Source organism: Roseovarius roseus, assembly GCF_043355935.2.
In the GTDB taxonomy this organism is placed as follows: Bacteria; Pseudomonadota; Alphaproteobacteria; order Rhodobacterales; family Rhodobacteraceae; genus Roseovarius; species Roseovarius roseus.
This window is the reverse complement of record NZ_JBHFPE020000026.1, coordinates 1-21,017: the sequence shown is the minus strand read 5'-3', so window position 1 is coordinate 21,017 and position 21,017 is coordinate 1. Positions and strand designations below refer to the sequence as shown.

Annotated in this window: 17 protein-coding genes and 2 pseudogenes; 6 read left to right on the top strand and 13 right to left on the bottom strand. The window is 57.7% G+C overall.

Annotation, left to right across the window (positions count from 1 at the left end):
- Positions 1-34 precede the first annotated feature (34 nt).
- Positions 35-1,063 carry a calcium-binding protein gene (locus ACEWPL_RS18410; RefSeq protein ID WP_393928977.1) on the bottom strand — a complete coding sequence of 343 codons (1,029 nt, stop codon included), beginning with the start codon at positions 1,061-1,063 and terminating at the stop codon, positions 35-37.
- Between the two features lie 590 nt (positions 1,064-1,653).
- On the opposite strand from ACEWPL_RS18410, the gene ACEWPL_RS18405 reads away from it, so the two are divergent.
- Both ACEWPL_RS18405 and ACEWPL_RS18400 read left to right on the top strand, forming a co-directional pair.
- Positions 1,654-1,902 carry a permease gene (locus tag ACEWPL_RS18405; RefSeq protein ID WP_393928979.1) on the top strand — a complete coding sequence of 83 codons (249 nt, stop codon included), beginning with the start codon at positions 1,654-1,656 and terminating at the stop codon, positions 1,900-1,902.
- A 253-nt stretch (positions 1,903-2,155) separates the two neighbouring features.
- The gene (locus ACEWPL_RS18400) at positions 2,156-2,377 is read left to right on the top strand and encodes a permease (RefSeq protein WP_393928981.1); all 222 of its coding nucleotides are present in this window, start codon (positions 2,156-2,158) and stop codon (positions 2,375-2,377) included.
- 174 nt (positions 2,378-2,551) lie between these two features.
- On the opposite strand, the gene ACEWPL_RS18395 is transcribed toward ACEWPL_RS18400, so the two are convergent.
- Positions 2,552-4,861, bottom strand: a complete 2,310-nt coding sequence (locus tag ACEWPL_RS18395) for a Hint domain-containing protein (RefSeq protein WP_393928983.1) — start codon at positions 4,859-4,861, stop codon at positions 2,552-2,554.
- 410 nt (positions 4,862-5,271) lie between these two features.
- On the opposite strand from ACEWPL_RS18395, the gene ACEWPL_RS18390 reads away from it, so the two are divergent.
- The gene (locus ACEWPL_RS18390; RefSeq protein WP_393928985.1) at positions 5,272-5,421 is read left to right on the top strand and encodes a hypothetical protein; all 150 of its coding nucleotides are present in this window, start codon (positions 5,272-5,274) and stop codon (positions 5,419-5,421) included.
- Between the two features lie 491 nt (positions 5,422-5,912).
- Here the strand turns inward: ACEWPL_RS18390 and menC are convergent, their stop codons facing one another.
- Together menC and ACEWPL_RS18380 are read right to left on the bottom strand one after the other, a co-directional pair.
- The gene (menC, locus tag ACEWPL_RS18385; RefSeq protein WP_393928987.1) at positions 5,913-7,022 is read right to left on the bottom strand and encodes an o-succinylbenzoate synthase; all 1,110 of its coding nucleotides are present in this window, start codon (positions 7,020-7,022) and stop codon (positions 5,913-5,915) included.
- Between the two features lie 198 nt (positions 7,023-7,220).
- A complete protein-coding gene (locus ACEWPL_RS18380) occupies positions 7,221-8,735 on the bottom strand; it encodes an ABC transporter substrate-binding protein (RefSeq protein ID WP_393928989.1) in 1,515 nt (504 codons plus the stop codon).
- A 287-nt stretch (positions 8,736-9,022) separates the two neighbouring features.
- On the opposite strand from ACEWPL_RS18380, the gene ACEWPL_RS18375 reads away from it, so the two are divergent.
- Entirely contained in the window at positions 9,023-9,826 is an 804-nt protein-coding gene (locus ACEWPL_RS18375; RefSeq protein ID WP_393928991.1) for an IclR family transcriptional regulator, read from the top strand.
- A gap of 386 nt (positions 9,827-10,212) precedes the next feature.
- On the opposite strand, the gene ACEWPL_RS18370 is transcribed toward ACEWPL_RS18375, so the two are convergent.
- From ACEWPL_RS18370 to ACEWPL_RS18345, 6 genes are all read right to left on the bottom strand, one after another.
- On the bottom strand, positions 10,213-10,992 hold the full coding sequence (locus ACEWPL_RS18370) for an SDR family NAD(P)-dependent oxidoreductase (protein WP_393928993.1): 780 nt from the start codon (positions 10,990-10,992) through the stop codon (positions 10,213-10,215).
- 79 nt (positions 10,993-11,071) lie between these two features.
- Positions 11,072-12,391: a TRAP transporter large permease gene (locus ACEWPL_RS18365; protein WP_393928995.1), complete on the bottom strand. Its 1,320-nt coding sequence runs from the start codon at positions 12,389-12,391 to the stop codon at positions 11,072-11,074.
- A 30-nt stretch (positions 12,392-12,421) separates the two neighbouring features.
- Positions 12,422-12,937, bottom strand: coding sequence for a TRAP transporter small permease (locus ACEWPL_RS18360; protein ID WP_393928997.1), 516 nt, complete (start codon positions 12,935-12,937; stop codon positions 12,422-12,424).
- 44 nt (positions 12,938-12,981) lie between these two features.
- A complete protein-coding gene (locus ACEWPL_RS18355) occupies positions 12,982-14,067 on the bottom strand; it encodes a C4-dicarboxylate TRAP transporter substrate-binding protein (RefSeq protein ID WP_393928999.1) in 1,086 nt (361 codons plus the stop codon).
- A gap of 39 nt (positions 14,068-14,106) precedes the next feature.
- Entirely contained in the window at positions 14,107-15,651 is a 1,545-nt protein-coding gene (locus ACEWPL_RS18350; RefSeq protein WP_393929001.1) for a class I adenylate-forming enzyme family protein, read from the bottom strand.
- Between the two features lie 5 nt (positions 15,652-15,656).
- Positions 15,657-16,829: an acetyl-CoA acetyltransferase gene (locus tag ACEWPL_RS18345; protein ID WP_393929003.1), complete on the bottom strand. Its 1,173-nt coding sequence runs from the start codon at positions 16,827-16,829 to the stop codon at positions 15,657-15,659.
- Positions 16,830-16,930: 101 nt separating this feature from the next.
- Here ACEWPL_RS18345 and ACEWPL_RS18340 point away from each other — a divergent pair, with 101 nt between their 5' ends.
- The gene (locus tag ACEWPL_RS18340) at positions 16,931-17,512 is read left to right on the top strand and encodes a LuxR C-terminal-related transcriptional regulator (protein ID WP_393929005.1); all 582 of its coding nucleotides are present in this window, start codon (positions 16,931-16,933) and stop codon (positions 17,510-17,512) included.
- Positions 17,513-17,760: 248 nt separating this feature from the next.
- On the opposite strand, the pseudogene ACEWPL_RS18335 reads toward ACEWPL_RS18340, so the two are convergent.
- Positions 17,761-18,482 (bottom strand): annotated as a pseudogene (locus ACEWPL_RS18335) (IS3 family transposase); the annotation flags it as partial.
- Positions 18,483-18,625: 143 nt separating this feature from the next.
- On the opposite strand from ACEWPL_RS18335, the gene ACEWPL_RS18330 reads away from it, so the two are divergent.
- Positions 18,626-19,222, top strand: a complete 597-nt coding sequence (locus ACEWPL_RS18330) for an isopropylmalate isomerase (protein ID WP_393929007.1) — start codon at positions 18,626-18,628, stop codon at positions 19,220-19,222.
- Between the two features lie 918 nt (positions 19,223-20,140).
- On the opposite strand, the gene ACEWPL_RS18325 is transcribed toward ACEWPL_RS18330, so the two are convergent.
- On the bottom strand, positions 20,141-20,341 hold the full coding sequence (locus ACEWPL_RS18325) for a tyrosine-type recombinase/integrase (protein ID WP_393929009.1): 201 nt from the start codon (positions 20,339-20,341) through the stop codon (positions 20,141-20,143).
- Positions 20,342-20,351: 10 nt separating this feature from the next.
- Positions 20,352-20,939: pseudogene (locus tag ACEWPL_RS18320) on the bottom strand (IS3 family transposase); the annotation flags it as partial.
- Positions 20,940-21,017 lie beyond the last annotated feature (78 nt).

Below are 21,017 nucleotides of genomic sequence, written 5' to 3'. Positions count from 1 at the left end.
TCAACCAACCCGATCAGCAGGTGCAACGAGTAGCTTAAATTACGCCAGATCCTGTCCAAGAGATGGGGAGTAGCTCAAACGACACAACAAAGTCGTCAGCATCAGCGCTGAACTTGCGGAATACGAGGCGATCGCCCTCTGCCGAGCTGTAGTCCCTGATCCAATCTGTTCCATGGCCCGCAACGCCTTCATGGTAAAAACGGTCACCGCCGGAGCCTCCATAAAGACGGTCATTCGCATACCCCCCGTTCAGGAAGTCGTCACCATCTCCACCGTCGAGAAGGTCCGTTTGAGCACCACCCGAGATGACGTCATTGCCGCCCTGACCGCGGAGTTCGTCACGTCCCTCATTGCCGTAGATCGTATCGTCACCGTCCATACCGAATACGAAGTCGTCTCCATGGCCGCCGCTGACCCAGTCATTTCCCAAGCCTGCGACAATAAAGTCGCCCCCATCAGCATCGCTGTCACCACCGAAAATGGTGTCATCTCCGTCTCCGCCATTGATCGTGTCGGCTCCATCTCCGGCGTTGATCACGTCATTCCCCGCGCCGGCGATCAGTCGATCGTTCTCACCAGTGCCGGTCATGCTGCGCCCCACGGGTTCGACATCGGCCGTCGCCGCACTGGCCGCGCTCTCGGCAGTGCCGCCGCCATCGGTGTAGCTGGCGACCACCGTGATCGCCGCGCCCACATCCGCCTGCGTCAGCGTATAGCTGCCGCCTGTCGCGCCCGAGATGTCGCTGCCGCCGCGCTGCCACTGGTACGCGATCGTGCCCAGCCCATCCGCATCCGTCAGCGTATTGCTCGCGGTCAGTGTCTGATCCTCGGCCGCCGTGCCCGAGATCGAAACGGAGCCGGTCGGCGCGGAGTTCACCGGAGGCGTATAGAATGAAGAATAGCTGATTGATGAAATGGGGAAAAGCGAAGCAACATCATTGTCAGCGCCGTTGTTGAATGTCGCGTAAGCTTGAGCATCCAGAAGAATAACCAAGCCGCCGCTTAGTCCGTTCCCTGCCATCCAGACCGCACCACCCCCGGTACTGAGTGTGATCTGGTACATGTCATAAGGACCCTCATATGCAAAAGGGCCATCGGGAATGCCAACCTAGGTGAACTCAGTACTATCGAAGATATCTACCGTGGTATTTTCGTCCCCAATCGTAGCGTCCCGCGCGTCTCCAAATACCCTGGTGTCAACCAGGTAATTGTTCCAAGCGCTGTTCTAAGTTGGGAAAACCAGAAAATCCGACATTATTCCTGCCTACTTCATTATTGTTAAGGGGGCGCGCAAGTCGTGTTGTGACGCGCTGTTGCGAGAGTGCGACTCTTAGAAATGAAAAAAGGATTTAAGAAGGCAAAAATTCAAAGTGTTATCCCAATGGAAAAATATTAGAGATGTCAGATACAGGCGATTGGTTGCAGGCCCTGAGGTAAGAAATACTCAGCGCCCTTTGGGATTCAACGCGCCGTGCCGCGCTCGCAATCCTCTGGGATGGGAACGAGCATTGCGTTTGTGAATCGATGGATCGGTTGACGCGAGCCAGAGCCGCAAGTCGCGCCATACGAAGGTGTTGCGCAGTTGGTTCAGCCCTGAGAAGACGCGCCAACCTTGCCGGAAAGCGTGAGATACTGGGGCATCCGCTGACCGCTTTGCTGGGGAGTCTGACGCCCTTCTGCTCCTGCTCGTCGGTGCCGCTCTTGATCGGCTTTGTCTCCGCAGGCGTTCCGCTGGGCGTGACGTTTTCGTTCCTGATCGCAGGCCCGATGGTCGGGTCTGTCGGTCTTGGCCCGCTCTATGGTCTGGTCGGTTGGAAGATCGCCACCACCTACCTTGTGTTCGGCTTCTCGATTGCCACGGTCGCAGGATATATGATGGATAAGATGGGTCTGGAACGCTAGCTGAAAGACCAGGTGCGCGAGTTCAACGCGGGCCCGGTTGGTGGCCTGCCCGAGGAGAACACCACATTTGTCGACAGGCTAAAAACCGGCTTCGGGCAAGTCCGCGAGAGTGTCGCAAAGTCTGGACCTGGGTGTTGGTCGGGATCGGAATTGGCGCCCTGATCCACGGGTATGTCCCCGAAGAGATGATGCTCAGGATCATGGGGGCGGCGCGTAGTGGTCGGTCCCTGCAGCGGTCGTCATTGGCGTTCCGATGTACACCAATGCTGCGGGCGTCATTCCAATTGTCGTGGCGTTTCTGCGCAAAAGCTCTGCGCTGGGCACGACACTTGCCTTCATGATGTCAGTGATCGCGCTGTTGCTGCCGGAAATGATTATACTGAAGCAGGTGCTGACCTTGCGGTTGATCGCGATCTTCACCGCTGTCGTCGCGGCTGGCGTGCTGGCCGACAGCTATCTCTTCTTTGTTTTGTGACCGCCTCTGGAAATCCCCCCTGAAAGGACACCCCATGAAATCCGTCAAAATCTATGGCCCCGGTTGCAAGCGCTGCGAGACCGCCGAAGCCATGCTGGAGAAATGGCTGGCCGACTGAAGTCCCGGGCGCGACTTTTGTGAAGCGAACACCCTGCCCCATTTGCGCCGGTCCGGTTATGCGGCGAGCACGCCAAGCGCCGGAACCGGCAGCAAAAGCCGCGCCTCGTGGGGTTTGAGACATGGGCGGGCGGCCTTGCCATACGCGTTGGGATTGGCGCGCAATTCTGGGAAAATGCTGAACATTTCCTCGCGCGATTGATCCGAGACCGAGGAGATCCCGACATCACCCGCGTGAAAGCTTTCGGTGGCGGCGCCATCGGCATAGATCACCTCATGCTGGTCCAGCATCATGTGGATATAAGTCACCTCCGCCCGGTCGCTGGCGACCACATCGCGCCCATCCAGCAGGTGCTTGGCGGCGACCAGAACCTCGTCAAAACCAAACAAAAGTTGGGCCTTGTAACCGGTGAACAAAATCCGGTGCTGCGGTGACACCAATAGCGGGCGCGTCGCCCTGCCAAGCACATGGGCGGCGATTGAAATCGGGGCAAACCTGTCGACGCCGGCCACTGTGCGGCTGCCAATCCAGCGGATCGGTTGCGGCCCGTGATCGCGGGTGATCACCATGTCGCCGACGCGCAGCGTTTCAATCGCGCGCTCGCCATTCGGGGTAAGAATACCCGCGCCAGGGGTGAAACAGATGATGCTCTCGATCTCGGAAAAGGTCACGACCGTGCCGTCAGCCATGGCGAAGTTGCCCGATAGGCCGCCAGCCGCGTCATCGGTATTGGTGAATGTTATGTCGGCCCGTGACACATCGCTATTGAGGCGGAGCGTATCACCGGCGGTCTCGCCGCCTTCGCCGCCCACGATGTTGATCGTGCCGGCGCCAGCCTCACCGAGGTCTTCGAGGACAAAATAATCATCACCGTCGCCGCCAAAGGCTTGGTCGCCCTGAGCCACGGACAGCGTATCATCTCCCGCGCCACCAAAGAGCTGATCGGCCCCGATGCCGCCGGTCAGGCTGTCGCCACCCGCGCCACCGGTCAGAGTGTCGTTGCCGGTGCCGCCATTGAGCGTATCATCCCCGGCTTCGCCAAAGATATTGTCATTGCCAGCGCCGCCCAGAATGCTGTCATCGCCATCTTCGGGGGCAACCGCATTGAAATGGATATCGGTGACATAAATCCCCTGAGTGCCGCCTAGGCCGTTTGAGTAGGCGATTCCAATCTGTGACACCGGTCCGGCAATTTCGACCAGAACCGACCCGTTCAGGCTGGTCTCCGAGGTGTCGGTGTTGCTTGACGTCACCGTGTTGCCCGATACCGTCTGCCCGCCGCCGGGTGTGATGCTGACCGTCACCGGATCGCCATTGGCATCGAAGGCATTGATGGTCAAAATATCCCGGTGGTTTCCGGAAACCCAATCCACATCGTTGATGCGGAAAGACACGTTCTCGACCGAATTGCTGTAGACGCTGCCCGCTTTGGCGGCGAAATCGATCGTGGTGGTCGATGACGCGCCATCGCCATTAGCATAGAGATCTAGGCTGGAGGTGGTGTTGAACGTTTCGCCCGGGGCGACATACATGCTCAACCCGGATTCAACGTTGAATGTCGGATTGTTGTTTCCGTCATTCGAAAAGCTGACCGAGACTTCCATTTCGCCGGTGATCTGGCTGAAGCCCGCGGCGAGGTTGGCGCCATCATTTCCGACCGCCTCCCAATTCAGGATCTCGGCGCTGTCCGGCAGCGGTCCGTTGTCGCCGCCGTAGATGACATCCGCGCCGTTTCCGCCGTCGATGGTGTCGCTGCCGCCGCCGCCCCTGATGGTGTCGTTACCGCCGCCCGTCGAAATGCTGTCATTGCCATCGCCGCCCGCGACGACATCGGCGCCGCTACCGACGACATCGGCATCATGGTCGGTATAGGCCGTGGTGATCGTGTCATCACCCGTGGTGCCGTTGACGATATTGTCAGCTTCGACATAGTTGGTGAAATTGAAGGCCGGATTGCCGGCGGCTACATTGGGGTTGGTGTTATACGCCACAACCTCATAGCTGCGCCCTGAAATCAGGGGAATTTCGGACAGCGTGTAAAAGCCCGAAGCGGCACCGTTTTCCACATCCAGCTGCGCGACTTCGAACACCTTGCCGGTGACAGTATCGCGGACCGTCCAGACCAGTTCGGCATCGACGCTGGTGCCAGTCGAGCTATTGCCGCCGATGGTGACATTGGCCGTGGCGGTCTCGCCGCCATTGTTGTCATCGTCGAGTGTCCAGCCCTGATTATTGGGCTCATTGTCGGTGATGGTCGCCGTGCCCACCGTATTGGACGAGCCCGTCCAGGTGAAGGTCGACCCCACCGCCGTGGAGAACACCGATGCCGGGTTCGTGTTGTACAACCCTACGGTATATGTCGGCATGTCTGTTACTCCTTCCCGCAGATACGAGGATCTGCATTGCCTCATTCCACTCAGCGGTCATACCGCATGCACCCGCGGGTTTTTCGGAAAGACTTGTTGCGTTGCTACCAAAATGGATACGTAGCCTCTGCGGCAGTATTTCACACAAACTTGGGTAAGTTTTAGGCAGATTGGGGCGGAATAGCGGCGAAGCGGGATGACCTGCCCGGCACGACCGCGCCCTACCTGGTCGAACGCAATGCGCGTGGTGTCGTAGATTCCGTAGCCCGGAGCAGTCTCGTCTCAGCCTGGGCAGTTATGTTCCTACACAGAGCGGACGGGCGGGACACGTCGCCCTAGTCACGGGCGATCTTCGACCCGTTGGCGGCGTGGATGCGTCATTTCAGATAACAACTTCTCTCAGCAAAGCGATGGCAGCACTGCTTGAAGAAGACGAATACCGCGATGCCCTTTTGCCGCTGAATTTGACCATAGCCCGTATCCGCACATGGGCGGGCCTGTTCGCACGATTTGGCAATATGACCGAGCAAATGCCGGTATCCTGGTCGCAAAACCACTAAGCCAACGCGCGCGCTGGTGTTGATTGATCGCAACGCGAAGTTTGACTTCCCCAGTGCTTCCACGTGTGGTTGGAAAGCCAAAAGCCACCCTGGAGAGTGGCATAAAAGATCTTTTTATCACTTGATAATATTGGTTGCGGGAGCTCGATTTTAGACACTTCACTAAAATCCGATAAAGCCGGATCGCACGGTAATGGAGTTGCGTGGTACAAATACGGTGCCAAAGCATTTTGAGATACCGCACGTCTGCAGCTTGTCCACAGCCGTAGCCGACAGCGCAGCCCTGACGTGATTGAATATGCCACTTTGAAATGGCTGGATTAGTTCACCAACTGCCGCCTTGGGGAAACAATCCAAAATATCTCGCTGGTCGAAGCTGAGGCGAATTTCCAGGCAACTCTGGAAAATATTGGAAATAGCGGTGTCACCTGACCAAACCGACCTTCGAACGATCAAGCGCGGTCTAGAGAAGAGAACTCAATTGCTTATCCTCAGCGCTCAATGCATGCAGTCGTAGTTTCTTCAATGAATGCGCGGTTGAGGGTCACTCCGACACCGGGGCCCGAAGGGAGGGGCATCAAACCATTATCCGTCTCGAGTGGCTCGTTCACGATATCAGTGTGAAAATAACGGCTGGAACTGGAGGTGTCGCCGGGAAGGATGAAATTGGGGAGGCTGGCCAAATGTATGTTGTGAGCACGTCCCACTCCGGCCTCCAACATTCCACCGCACCAGACGGGGGCGTTGAAGGCGGCGGCAACATCATGGATGCGCAAGGCCTCGGCAAAGCCGCCAACGCGGCCCACCTTGATGTTGATGACGCGCGCAGCATCGGTCTGCAGAGCTTTACGCACGTCCATCGCCGAGCGGATGCTTTCATCCAGACATATCGACGTTCGCAGCCTCGCTTGTAGAGTAGCATGGTCATGCAGGTCATCGTAAGCCAAGGGCTGTTCGATATAATCCAACCGCATTGTATCGAGCCCATACAACACATCCATATCGGACAGTGAGTAGGCGGCGTTGGCGTCAACTGTCAGTGGAGTGTTGGGCAGCGCGTCTCGTACCGCGCGGACAAGCTCGACATCATGTCCTGGCTTGATCTTGAGTTTGATCCGGCGATAGCCTTGCGCTGCATGGTCTTGTGCTTTCTTCACGGTGCAATCGATATCGTCAATTCCCAGTGATACACCTACCGGCACCGCGCTTCGCACCCCGCCTAGGACGGTGGCGAGCGGCAGACCAAGCGATTTTGCCCACAGGTCTCTGAAGGCCATCTCGAACATCGCCTTGGCCATCCAATGTCCTCGCCACGGCGCCAGCACCCGCTCAAACACTGCCGGATTATCGAAGCTCTGCCCAACAACAGCCGGTAGCAGTGCATTTTCAGCCAGATCCAATGCAGCCGGAATTGTATCCTCCAAATAGCTTGGCAATGGGTCCATCACACCTTCGCCGTACCCCTCCAGTTTACCGCTCCGCAAGGTGAGCAGCGGAAACACCTTGTGGTGCATTGTGCCGCTCGAAATTGTGAACGGGTTGATCAGTGGCAGCCTGATCAACCGGATTTCAGCGCTTTCGACAGTAAGTGAAGGGGTCATCTAAACCTCGAGAAGGGATGGAATGGGAGCGGCTCGTTACAGCGGCCGCCTTTCTGACGGCGCTTGGATCTGAGAAGCGGAATCGAGCTGAAGTGTCACACAGATACACATCCGCTACTCCTTTTGGGCGACCGGTTGCTAACCGGCCGTGATCAAGCCCGAAGGATCTGCGTGGATCCCCCGGCCTCGACCTCAGAGTTACTTCCAGCTGGCTTCGTTGAAGCGCAGAACCTCATCAGTCGTCGGCGTGTAAGACACCTCGTCAGTCATGATGTAGTTCGTATTGTATGAGAAGAGAGGCGCCCAATACGCTTGCTCTGCGATGATGTTCAAAGCGGTTGCGTAGTTATCCTTGCGCACTTCTGGGTCAGTCGAACTGTCGGCTGCTTCCAGTGCGGCAAGAACGGCATCATCGCGCGCATCATCCTGATCCCCATGTTTGAAGAAATGGCTGACCATGGCGGAAGCATCGTTGATCGAGGATGATCCCCAGGTCAGCGAGCCTATCGGCACCTCACCCGAGCTGTTCAGGTCGCGGAGCGCCGAATATTGCAGCATCCTAAAGTTGGTCTTGATGCCGACCGCATTCAGGTAGCTGGCAATGGCTTCGGCATATTCGCGGTCGCGGTAGGCATAGAAATCGGTAGTGAACCCATCAGGGTAGCCGGCTTCAGCCAGCAATGACTTGGCCCTTTCCGGATCATAGGGATACTTCTGCACATCCTCCGTGCAGCCGAACTGGCTTGGAAAGCATGCTGTCCAGATAACTTTGGATTCACCCTTGAGCAAGTTGTCTACGATCGCTTGTCGGTCGATCGCGTGGTTCACCGCCTGGCGCACTTCAAGCTTTGTAAATGGATTGTCTGCGCCGGTTCTTCCGGCGGCATCCATCGGCAGATAAGCAACGCGCATCGTGCTTTCGTTCTTGACGACAAACCCCTCGCGCCCCTCCATTTTCTCGGCCATATCTGCAGGGACCTGCCAGACAAGATCCAGGTTGCCGGTAAACAATTCGGCCAGTTGCGCATTCACGTCCGGGATCACGCGCACGTCGACAGTGCTGATTTGCGCGTTTTTCTTGGGGCTTTCGAAACGGTCTTCAAACGCTTCCAGCACGAACCGCTTACCTGGATCAACCGAAGTCACTCGGTACGGTCCGGTGCCGACGGGTTCCATGTTCATGCCATTAGCGCCAACTTTCCCATAGTACTCATCCGGATAAATTGCGATCGCTCCTGACAGGTATTCCAAAGCAGCAGGAAACGTCGTTTTGAGATTGAGACGGACAGTATAGTCGTCAATCTTCTCCGCGTTTTTCATCCAGTTCACATTGCTTTGCGACAGCACGCCATTTTCGACATTTGTCACGTAGTCGATTGTGAATACGACATCGTCGGCATTGAAGGCTTCACCGTTATGAAAGGTAACGCCCTCACGCAGTTTGAACTCAATGGTCAGGTCGTCGATCCACTCCCACTCCGTTGCAAGGTTTCCGCTGTACTCGTTCGTGACTGGATTCCGATACAAAAGATTGTCCCAGATCGCTCGGCTCATCACCATGCCTTCGCGGGAGTTGCTGTAATAGCTGTCAAGGCTCTCAAGAGATTTCGCGATGGAGACGTTCAGCGTATCGTTTGCTTTGTCCGCATAGCCCGCATTGCCAATCAAGGCAAACAGTGCCGCGGCCAGAGAGATGCAATTAGATTTGTCCATTCAAGACACTCCTTAGTTAGATGCGATGTTCGCGGGTTAAGAACTGCGGACCGGTCACTGATGGATGTGAAAATTGCCCTTTTTGCCTATGGGCAGTCTGATCATCCCGATTTCTGGGAGGAGACGCGCCGTTCCAACGTGCGCCAGACAACGATCTCCAACGATAAAGAAGGATCTGGTGATCCTTGTATGGCGTATCAAATACCGATATAGAGTACTTAATTTTAATTCAAGCATAGCGCATTTGCGCGTGTCAAGAGCGCTGGCGCGATTTCAGGAGCTTCTAGATGGACAACCCACCCCACGCTCTCTTCGTCGGCTCTCTCGCGAAGGGCCTGAGAATCTTGCGTGCTTTCGATATGAATGAAACGGAGATGTCGTTGAGCGAACTGGTGCGCAAAACCGGACTCGACAAAAGCTCAGTGCAGCGGCTTGCCAACACGCTGTATCTGGAAGGGTTCTTGTACAAGGACGACGTGACGCGGCGTTTCAGACCGTCGCTTGCATGGTTGGAAATGGCGAATGCCTATTACTGGTCCGATCCTCTTGTAGCCCTTGCCATGCCCAAACTGATCGATTTGTCGAGAGACATTGGCGAGACAGTCAACCTGGCGAGACTTTCCGACGGCCACATCAATTATGTATTCCGCTTACCCAACACGAGATCCAGATTTGCCGCCACGATCGCAGGAAGCAAGCTGCCGGCACTGGGGACCGCTTCCGGTCGAGTAATCCTTTCCACATGGGATCAATTGAGTCGCGCAGAAGCCCTGCGGGACTGGCCAACATACGCAGTCACTCCCGCTACAATTCTGGACCGCGACCAGATCGCGCGTGAGGTAGAAGATGCCGCCCGCGAGGGGTATTCGATTACGCAAGGACAAGCGTTGGTCAATGAAATCAGCATTGCAGCGCCAATACGGGACGCAAGCGGACGCGCCGCAGCGGCCGTCCAATGTTCGGTTTCAGGACTACAGTGGGATCACGATCGCATCATCGCCAAAATCGTTCCGGCTCTCACCAACACCGCCAATAGTATTCTTATACCTTCCCGTGCAGGTTATCCGAATATGGATCCTAAAATTGAATAGCGGTCTGAGCTAAATGCTACTTACCGATTTCCGTCGATTTCAGCGAGGGCGTATGCCGCTCTCCGTATCTCTGACCATGTAACCGTCCTCCTACGACGTCAATGTGCCAAAGTAGGCCCGCAATGATCCACAGAGTGGGCCGGTCATTTCGGATGTTGTTATGTTCAGGCTTGAACTTGGGGAAGAATGGGTTTCAAGCGCGTGCAACCGACAGCGAAGGTACAGCGGCTCTATGCAAAAAATGCGCGATGAACCGCTCTGAGTTTTCCGGAGGCTCCAATTCGAAGGATTGGAGCCATGGAAAGAGACAACGAGCGAACCGCTATTCACCTGAGACACGGTAGCGGTGGTCATTATTCACCTGCCGCAGGTAGCCTTACCGCCGCCTAAAGCTCCAACCCCGCTGTCTGCATCATCCCGGAGGCTAGGTATCCGCCATCTACAGGCATAGTGTGTCCGTTTACATAACGTGCTTGCCTCGATGCCAGGAACACGATGGAGGGCGCGATATCCTCCGGCTCGGCGATGAAACCCGAGGGGATCATCTTGAGAAAGTTCGACTTGTTCTCATCCGTGTAAGCTTCGGCAGTCATGTTTGTCATAGTGGTGCCGGGCGCGACCGCATTTGCGGTAATGCCGTGGCGCCCCAGCTCCAGCGCCAGTTGCCGCGTCAAATGCGCGACCGCAGCCTTGGAGGTGCCGTAGGCCGTCCGGCCTACGCCTGCGCGATAGCCCGAGACCGAGGATAGGTTGATGATGCGGCCAAAGCCTTTTTCTTTCATGCCTTTCGCGACCCGCTGCGCACAGTGAAAGCTGCCAGTGACATTGACTGACATCACGCGCTCGAAGTCCTCGCTGGACACGGTTTCGAAGGGCTCAACCCGCAAGATGCCGGCGCTGTTGACCAGAACGGTGACCGCACCCTTCCAGGCTTCTGCCTTGTCGAAGGCCGCGTTGACCGAAGACTGATCGCTCACGTCCAGCGTGACACCCAGCGCGTCGCCGCCAGAGGCATTGATGCGGGACACCGCCTCGGCGATGCCGTCCTCATTGATATCGGCGACCACGACGGGAACGCCTGCCTCGCCCAGCATCACAGCGGTAGCCCGTCCGATGCCGGACCCGCCGCCTGTCACGAATGCTGTTCCATCGTCGAATGTGAGCATGACGCTCCTCCTTCTATGCTTGGCGTGCTTTGGCGCCGCTGGTCTTGTTCATCTCCGCCAGCATGGCGGTTTGCCGGGGTCAGTTCGCATCCATCAGGTTGGGGAGCCAGGTGATGATGCCGGGAAAGCTGAAGAGGATAACGATCGTCACGAACTCCATCGCCACGAACCACAGCGCCCCGCGAAAAACGGTTGGGAGCGGCGTTTCGCGGTCGATGCCCGCGATGACATAGCAGTTCAGCCCGACAGGCGGCGTGATCAGCCCGATCTCGCACATCTTGACCGTCAGGATGCCGAACCAGATCGGGTCGAAGCCCAAGGATCGGACGGTGGGGAACATGATGGGGATCGCGATCACCATCATCGAGAATGCGTCCAGGAACATGCCCAAGGGCACGAAGACCAGAAGCAGGCAACCGATGACCAGATAAGGTGGCAGACCCGAATCCACCACAGCCTGCGCCAGCTGGTTGGGAACCTGCACCAGCGTCAGAAAGTAGGAAAAGACCCCCGCGCCGATGATGGTGAAAAGGATCATAACAGTCGTATCTATAGTCGAGCGGAAGCTCTCGGTGATCTTGCCCAGCATCCCCGCCTTCCACGCGCCGCGATGCGCGAGCAGCATGAGAAACGCGGCAAACGCGCCCAGTGCACCCGCCTCGGTCGGCGTCATCAGGCCCAGGTAGATCCCGCCCATGACGACGATGAAAAGCACCAGCACCTGCCATGCTTGCGCGGTCCCGATGACCGCCTCGCCCCAGCCTGCGCGCGGCGTCACGGCCTCCTTCGAGGCGCCGCGTTTGGCGATGAAATAGATCCCGATCATGAAGATGATCGTGGTCAGCAGGCCGGGCACGAAGCCGGCGATCAGCATCTTGCCCGCCGATGTCTCGGTCAGGGCCGCGTAGAAGATCAGCAGGACGCTGGGCGGAATGAGCACGCCCAGAACACCGCCCGCCGCGACCGCCCCGGCGGAAAGCGCGGGATCGTAACCCGCCTTCTTCATCTCGGGCAGCGCGACGCTGCCGACCGTCGCGGCCGTCGCCACGGACGAGCCGGAGGTGGCTGCAAATCCCGCGCTGGTCAGGATCGACGACATGGCAAGCCCGCCGGGCAGATGCCCGGTCCATTTGCTGGCCACGTGAAACAGTTTCTTGCCGACCTCCGCGTGATGCGCAAAGGAGCCCATCAGGATGAAAAGCGGTATGATCACCAGCGTGTAGACCGCCGTCACCGAGTAGGGCAGCGATTTGAGCCGGGTCAGCAGGAACGCGAAATCCTCGACCATGATGATGCCCGCGGCACCCGACAGCGCAAGCGCGGCAAAGACCGGCACGCCGGCCGCCATCAGGATGAATATCAGCGCCACCGCGATATAGGGGGCAAGGGACGGATCCATTGGAAACCTTTCAGAAGGAATGCTGGCCGATCATGCCTCGGCGGCGGGGTGGATGTCGTCGCTTTCGTCCTCGGCAAGGGCAAAGGCGGCATGGCAGGCCATCTGGATCGCAGCGAACCACAGGCCCAGCGCAAGCCCGACCTTGGTCCACCAGATCGGAAACTGGGTGTACCCCCAGCGGAATTCCCAGATGGAGACGGAATAGATCGCCTCCTGCGTCGCGGGCCAGGCCAGCATCAAAAGCGCCAGCGCACCGCAGCCCCATCCAAACGCCATGATGGCCCGGTGCGCGCGCCCCGACAGGCGTTGGGACAGGATATTGACCCTGATATGCGCGCGGTCCCGCTGCGCCCACATCGCGCCCAAAAAGACGACCATCACGAGGCTCAGCTCGGACATCTCGAAGACCCCCGATATCGGGTCTCCGGTAAGTGCGCGCACGATGACATCGGCGGTGATGCCGAACATTAAAAACGCGAGGAACAGCATCGCGACCACTCCGAACAGGTTGGAGACAAGTCTGAGAACTGTCTGAATCATGCTCATGAAAGCCTCCTGTCAGAGCGGTCGCGAAGGGCCTTTGGTGCGGATCAGGATCGCTGGCTGATCTCGTATGGGCGCGGCAGCGTGCCCTCAGGATCGAACTTGGCGATCGCATCGTCGATCATCGACTGCATGGCATCACCGTCGATGCCCGCCTGCGGCGCGACCTCTTCCTTCCACTTGTTGACCTGCGCAGGCTGAACAAGATCCTTGGCGCGCTGCTTTTCCTCGTCCGAGATGGTCGCGAACTGGACGCCCTCGGCGGTAGCGGTATCCACATAGCGCGTCAGCGTGTCTTCGTAGATCGACGAGAACTGGCCGCCATAGATTTCGGAAATCAGCTCGTCCGAGACCTTGCGGACATCCTCGGGCAACCCGTCATGAACCTGCTTGTTCATGATGACCGCCGACGGCGCGTGCGGGCCATCGCCGATATCGTAGAAATGCGGTGCGATCTCGTGCAGCTTGTAGGCCACGGCGGTGACGAAATCAAAGCCGTAGACACCGTCAAGAATACCGCGCTCGAGCGACTGGTATACTTCGCCCGCCGCCATCGGGATCGCGGTGCCGCCCAGCGCCTCGATGACGTCGGTGGCAACGCCATAGCCGCGGATCCGCTTGCCCTTGATATCCTCGAGGCTGTTGATCGGCTCGCGCAGCACGAGGGGCGCGTAGTTCCAATTGGTCCAGTAGAGCACCTTGGAGCGGTGGCGCTGCTCCCACTCGGCGCGCAGAGGCTCGAAATTGTCATAGACCTCGCGGCAGACGCGCTGCAGGGCATCGGCGCGGTTCATGCGGAAATACCATTCCAGACCGCGCGTCACAGGCAGCTCGGCCTGATAATAGCCCGGCGCGATCAGGGTGATCTCGGACGTGCCGTCTCGGGCGGCAGCCAGATGCTCGCCTACCTTGTTGAGCGAGCCGGACCAGTAGCGGCGGATCTCGACCTCGCCATTGGTGCGCTTCTCAAGCTCGTCCAGATACCAGCGATCAACCCAGGACGGGCCGGCGGAGTCCGACACGTAGCTGTCGAATTTCAGGGATGTCGCGGCCGATGCGATCGACGGAGCCCCCATGATGAATGCACCGCCAGCGGCTGCTGCACCCGATTGCAGGAAAGTTCTACGCTTCATGATATCCTCCCGATAAGCGTGAATTTTAGAGTACTCGCGTCACAGCTCCTCCTCAGAGACTGCGATGCGTTCGCGAAGGCTTGTTTTCAGAACCTTGCCATAACTGTTCTTGGGCAATTCAGGGACGAAAACGTAGCGCTTCGGCTTCTTGAACGATGCGATCTGCGTTTTGCACCAGTCGTCAAGTTCGTAGGTCTCGCATTCCTGACCGTCGTTGAAGACGACGAAGGCGACGACCTCCTCGCCCCATTCCGGATGCGGGCAACCGATCACGGACACCTCAAACACCTTCTCATTGGTCAGGATGGCTTCCTCGACCTCGCGGGGGTAGATGTTGGTGCCGCCCGAGATGATGACGTCCTTGGAGCGGTCTGTCAGGGTCAGGAACCCGTCGGCGTCCATGGCGCCCAGATCGCCGGTTCGCAGCCAGCCATCGACGATGGTCTCGGCAGTGGCCTTGTCGTTTTTCCAGTAGCCGTTCATCACGGTATCGCCACGCACGATCACCTCGCCAACCTCGCCCACGGGCTTCCGGGCCATCGCCTCATCCACGATGCGCACCTCGACGCAGGATTGCGCGATGCCGGTCGAGGCGCGGCGCAGCTCGGCGTTGGGATGCTGCGTATCGGCCACCAGATCGCGCGTCATCGCGGTGATCGTCATCGGGCTTTCGCCCTGCCCATAGATATGGGCGAACTTGGGCCCGAAGGTCGCCAGCGCCTTGTCGATATCGGCTGCATACATCGGACCGCCGCCATAGACGATGGTCCGGATCCCGTCCCCGCCATAGCCGGTCTGCTCGGCATGTTTGACCAGCCGCATGATCATCGTGGGGGCAGCAAAAAAGACGAGGTTGCCCAGCTTCTCGGCCAGATGCTGAATTTCGGCAGCATCAAAGCCCTTGGACTCGGGGATGACGTGGCAGGCGCCTGCCCGCACGAACTGAAAATTGTAGAGCCCCGCCCCATGCGACATTGGGGCGGCATATAGCGAATGATCCAAAGATGAGACGGTGTCGACATCCAGCGCATAGCTGGTCGCCATCATCCGCAGGTTTTTATGCGTCGCCATCACACCCTTGGGCCGCCCGGTGGTGCCGGAGGTATAGAAAAGCCAGGCGACGTCATCATCCGCCATTTCGACCGGCGGCGCGTAGTCAGAGGCGGCAACAGACTCCGCCGAGTTCTGGAATTCGGGCGCGCGAATACCGACTTCGAGGCACTGGGCATTCAGGTCCCGCGGGCTGGTATAGATCTCGCCCGTCTCGGTGATCGCAAGTTTGGCTTCGGAATTCTCGATGATCCAGGCGGCCTCGCGGGGGTGCAACTTGTTGTTGATCGGCACGATGATCGCGCCGATCCAGAGAACCCCGTGGATCATCTCGAGATATTCAGCGCAGTTTTTGGCAAAGAGCGCGACGCGGTCCCCACGCCGGATACCGTACTGGTCCGTCAGATGCCGGCCAACAGCCCAAGCGCGAAACGCCAGCTGGCCGTAGTCGGCGCAAAGCGTCTCCCCCACGCGGATGGCCGGTGCGCGCGGGCGCACGAGGCCGGTCTGATGAAGCCAGGTTGCAAGGTTCATGGCCGTCAGGCTTTTTGCGTTTCGAGGATAGAGACGTAGTTGGCTACAGCCGAGCCGCCCATATTGAAAACCATCCCCAGCCGGGCATCGGGCGTCTGCATCTCGCCCGCCTGCCCCGTCAGCTGACGGTACGACAGCGCGTGCATCGAAACGCCGGTGACGCCAACAGGATGGCCCTTGGCCTTGAGACCGCCCGAGAGGTTCACCGGCAGCTTGCCGCCCCGGTAGACATGGCCCTCTTCCAGCGCCTTGGCGCCTTGGCCCTTGGGCGTCAGGCCCATTGCTTCATAGGTCAGCAGTTCCGCGATGGTGAAGCAATCGTGGACCTCCGCAAAGTCGATATCGTCCAGCGCGACCCCGGCCTCGTCGAATGCCATGCCGAAAGCGCGCGCCGGCCCCTCGAATTCCAGAAAATCACGGCTAGACATTGGGATCAGATCGCTGACATGCGCCGCTGCACGGAAGCGCACGGCGCGGTCGAAATTCGCAGCATTGTCTTCGGTCGTCATCACAATGGCGGCGGCGCCATCTGTGACCAGCGAGCAATCCGTCAGGCGCAGCGGCGGCGCAATCTCGGGGTTCTTGTTGGTGACCTGGCTTGCCTGCTCGAAGGTGAATTCCTTCTGCATGTGTGCCAGCGGATTGCGCATCGCGTTCGCGTGGTTCTTGACCGAGATATGCGCCATCGCGTCCAGCGGGCTGCCATAGCGCCTGGTATATTCTTTGGCCGCAACACCGAACACCTGAGGAAAGCTCAGCTTTTTCTCGTCTTCGCTGTTCTGGTAACCCGCCCCGGCCAGCGCGAGGGTCACGTCCTCGGTGGCGCGGTGGGTCATCTTTTCGGCGCCGACGACAAGGACGGTGCGCGCCTTGCCCGCCTGGATTGCGTTCATGCCCGCATGGATCGCGGCAGAGCCCGACGCGCAGGCATTCTCGGCCCGCATACCGGGTTTGAAGCGCAACTCGGGATAGGCCTGATGGATCAGCGAAGAGGCAAAGCCGTCGCTGACAAGGCCGGAGTTGAAATGGCCCAGAAAGACCGCGTCGATCTGGGCAGGGTCGATGCCCGCATCCTCGACCGCCTCGCGCGTGACCTCAACGATCATCTCCTCGAGGTTCTTGTCCAGACGCCCGAATTTCGTGTGACCAGCGCCAACGATGGAAATTGTATCAGTCATGGCTCCCCCCTATTTGTAGAGAAGCATGACATGCTGATGACAGGCGCAACAGTCGTAGAACTACGTAGAAATATCGGTAAGACTACGTAGATTATCGCGTAGTGGAGGCCACCGTGATCAATACATCCACCCCCGAAAAGGCCGGGCTTCTGGGTTTTGTCGAATCGCCTGTTGCCCAGATGGTGCTGCGTCACCGCCGCGTCATCGAGAGCAACAAGGCCATTGAACGACTCTTCGGGTTCAAGCGCGCCGAGCTGGTCGGGCGGTCGGTCCAGCGGCTCTATCCATCGACCGCCGATTTCAAGCGCATTGGAGAGATCGGCGAGGCCGCCCTCAGAAGCGGCGAAAGCACATATTACGAGGACAAGCGGTTCATGCAGACCCGCGACGGAGAGGTGTTCTGGGCCCGGGCGCGCGGCATCACCCTGTCGCCCGATGACCCGTTCGCGCTGATGATCTGGAGTTTTGATCGGGTCGAGGATAAAGCTTATCATTCGGTAAATCTGACCCCACGAGAACGCGAAATCGCGCCGCTTATCGCTCAAGGCCTGACATCGAAACAGATTGGCGAGCGGCTGAGTATCTCGCATCGGACAGTGGAGACCCATCGCGCCCGGCTAATGAAGAAATTCGGGGTCCACAACACCGCTGAGCTGGTCTCGCAAATCGTGATAGCAGTTTAGGTGAGTGCCCTCTTGAAATTGATCGCTCGCTGTTTCGCATACCTTCACCGGAGGCCACGGGCTTCGGGTCGCCAGAGCGTGAAACAATGATCCGAAAGTCTCCAAGCAGCAACTCGCGCTTTTGGGCGATGACCTGCTCCCCTTTGAGCCCGCGATTATAAGTTAACTCTGTTCAGGTTTGGTCCTTTTCTGACCGTTGGTGATCCTCGGCCATCGTCTGTTCGGTTATGCAAAAACTCATATGATCACACCTGATTGCGATACTCTGGACGAAGCCGAGCGTATGACCCCACCACTGCCCGGCAGTGTATCACGCAGTGATGTCACGAGAGGGGTTCAGCCAGAGCGGTGCTTTCTTCGGATGTTTCGTTGGCACTCTGAGCCCCTTACGTTTCCACAAACGCTCGACGCGTTTGTCATTCACCCATTGCCCGGCAGGCGATTGCGAAACAATCTGCCGAGAGAGGACCAGTCCGCGTCTCGCAGCAGAGCGGCAACACGGCGATAGCCATATCGACCGTACTGACGCGCCAGCTCGATCATATCAGCCACCGGGCGCTCCGCGTCGGCATGCGCCTGCGACAATCGCTGTTGTGTAGACCGATGCTGGTTCAGAACACGGCAAATTCGACGCTCGGAAACCTTGATCTGGCTGGGGACAAGTTCAATGCAGGCGCGCCGACGCGAGGGGCTCAGTAGTTTCCCCGTGCGGCCTCTGACAGTATCAACTTGTCCAACGTCAAATCCGATACGGCACGGCGAAGACGTCCGTTATCCTTCTGGAGACGCTTCAGTTCCTTCAGTTGCTCCGTGCCCATTCCGCAGTACGTCTTCTTCCAACGGTAATAGGTTTGTTCCGTCAGGCCGATCTGTCTGATCGCACCATACGGGGCATGCCTTGCCCCATCACTACTTCAACTTGCCGCAACTTCACGACAATCTCTTCCGGCTTGGGTCTCTTAATGGCCATCTATGGTCCTCCGCTTTCCTAAATATAGGGTGGACCACTTCATTGCGGGAGGCTCACGCCTTTCGCATTCCTGCTCGAGATGAGTGCAAAGTGCTGCCAGTTCGAATGATCGGTGCTACGACTGTCTCACACTGGAGTACACCATGAATCCACACGACCTTGCAGATTGCGTTTTCGCGAGATGGTCTCCGCAAATTGGCGACCCAAGCATCATAGGTTGGATAACAGTCGCCTCCTATTTCATTGTCAGCGTTTTCTCTGTGATGGTTTCTTACAGACAATTCGGAAGACACCGTATGTTCTGGCTCTTTTTGACAGTTTTGCTTTTTGCGCTGGGCGTGAATAAGCAGCTTGATCTGCAATCCGCGCTGACGGCAGTGGGGCGTTGTTTGGCGCAAGCGCAAGGTTGGTATGCTGAGCGTCGGACATTCCAACTCAGGTTCATAATTTCAATCATCATATCGAGCTTTTTGTTCGGGCCTCTACTGGTCTGGTTGATGAGACGGCATCTAAGACGTGTATGGCTCGCACTGATTGGTATTTTATTACTGCTTGTGTTTGTTGCCGTTCGTGCCATTGGGTTCCACCACTTTGACCAGTTTATTGGCTATGAAATTGGCAGTATTCGTATCAATTGGGTATTCGAGATTGGTGGCACCACAATGATTGGGTTCAATGCACTCTATCTGCTATTCTTTACTTCCCGTGACGAAAAGATAGTCGAAGGATGCGAGCGGTAATTCGGTGCGTATTCCAAGATCGTTCGGCACCAAATCCACGCTCGCTTCAGCATGCTGTCCATAAATCGGCGGCGGGAAGGTAGTTTGTGGCGCCACCAGTAATGAGATGAGCCAGCCCCGGTCCGCTCTCCACAAAAAGGGCCGTAGGGACGGGGCTGGTGGCGGTTGAGCTTTGGCACGCCTTGTTTCGTCCAGTGGCATGCCTCAAACGTTAACGGCCCAAGGCCGACCTTCGAAGAAATGGTGCGCGCCGCAGTGCAGCTTCACCAAACCAGTCATTCGTGCATCATGGAGCATTATTGGGGTCCGTGGTCTACTCGGCGGGACGAAATTGACGCTGCGTCGTACAGCGCCGAAGGCGGCTTCAATGGCAGCGAGGAGGGCTGTCAGTTGCACGGATAGTCCATCGGCTTCCAGTCTTGGCTGCATCGCCCAAACTGGGCCTCGGACCAAAGCCAGAGGCCTGAATTGTCACTGTGCAACTTGCTTGTAATGCATCAAAGAGGGCCTCCCTTTCGCTTGCTCCAAAGAGAAAGGAACCGCTTTCCACAAGGTCAAAAGCGCCATGGTCCGTTAAGACAGCCCCGCAGTACCCAAAAATATTAGTTTGAGGAGGTTCGGATCGCGCACGGCCAATTCTGCTCACCAGCCCTTCAGTGCAAGATCGGGATGCGGGCTGATCAATGACAACGACCTCAAACTGTTCAGATAACACATATGGCGAGCCGACTTTCCAACCAAGAAGTGCAACCAATAAAAGCCCGGCAATCCCAACATTGAGCATGATCACCACTCCTAACGACTGACGTTAGCTTCTCTGCAGAAAATTGCAAAGAAGGGCTCGGTCCAGACCTTCGCCGCGCAAGGCGTGAACGGCCAGCTATGCGCCGTCCGTGAAAACGGCCTGACTTCTCAGATTTAAATGGCCTCTGCAATCTCAAGAGCATCATTAACCTCGACACCGAAGTATCTGACCGTGCTGTCCGTCTTCGTGTGGCCCAACAGGAGCTGGACTGCGCGCAAGTTGCCTGTTTTCTTGTAGATTTGCGTGACGTTGGTCCGACGCATTGAATGCGTGCCGTATGCACTCTGAGGTACTCCCCATTCCTTGGACAGCATCTGGCGTTTTCTAAGCTCTTCTTTGCTCCTGCTGATTGGGTTGGGTGACTTCGATTTGCAGTGAGTAGAGCACTGCCGGTGGTCTGCCGCCAAGAGCCTTGTGCGGGCGGCGGTTATTGTAGAACTCCATCCAGTTGGGGACACCGGCGCGGGCCTCAGACCCGGTCTCCCAAGCGTGGAGATAGACGCACTCATATTTCAGGGTGCGCCACAGGCGCTCGATGAAGATGTTGTCCAGGTAGCTCCCCTTGCCGTCCATAGAGATGCGGATGCCTGACCGGCGCAGGCGGTCTGTCCAGGCAAACGACGTGAACTGGGAACCTTGATCGCTGTTCATTATGTCCGGTGGTCCGAACCGATAGATGGCCTCGTTCAGCGCCTCCACGCAGAAGTCGGCGTCCAGCGTGTTCGAGATCCGCCATGACAGAACCATGCGGGTGTGCCAGTCCATGATCGCGACCAGATAGAGAAACCCACGGCGCATCGGCAGGTAGGTGATGTCTACGCACCAGACCTGGTTTGGCCGGTCCACCCGCAGCCCACGCAAAAGGTAGGGATAGGTCTTGTGCCCCTTCGTCGCCTTGCTGGTGTTGGGTTTTGGGAGTGTCATGAACTTTGTGTATCTGGCCCGGTCCATGCGGTTTCAGATATTCAAGCGTCGAAGCGCTCGCTAAAC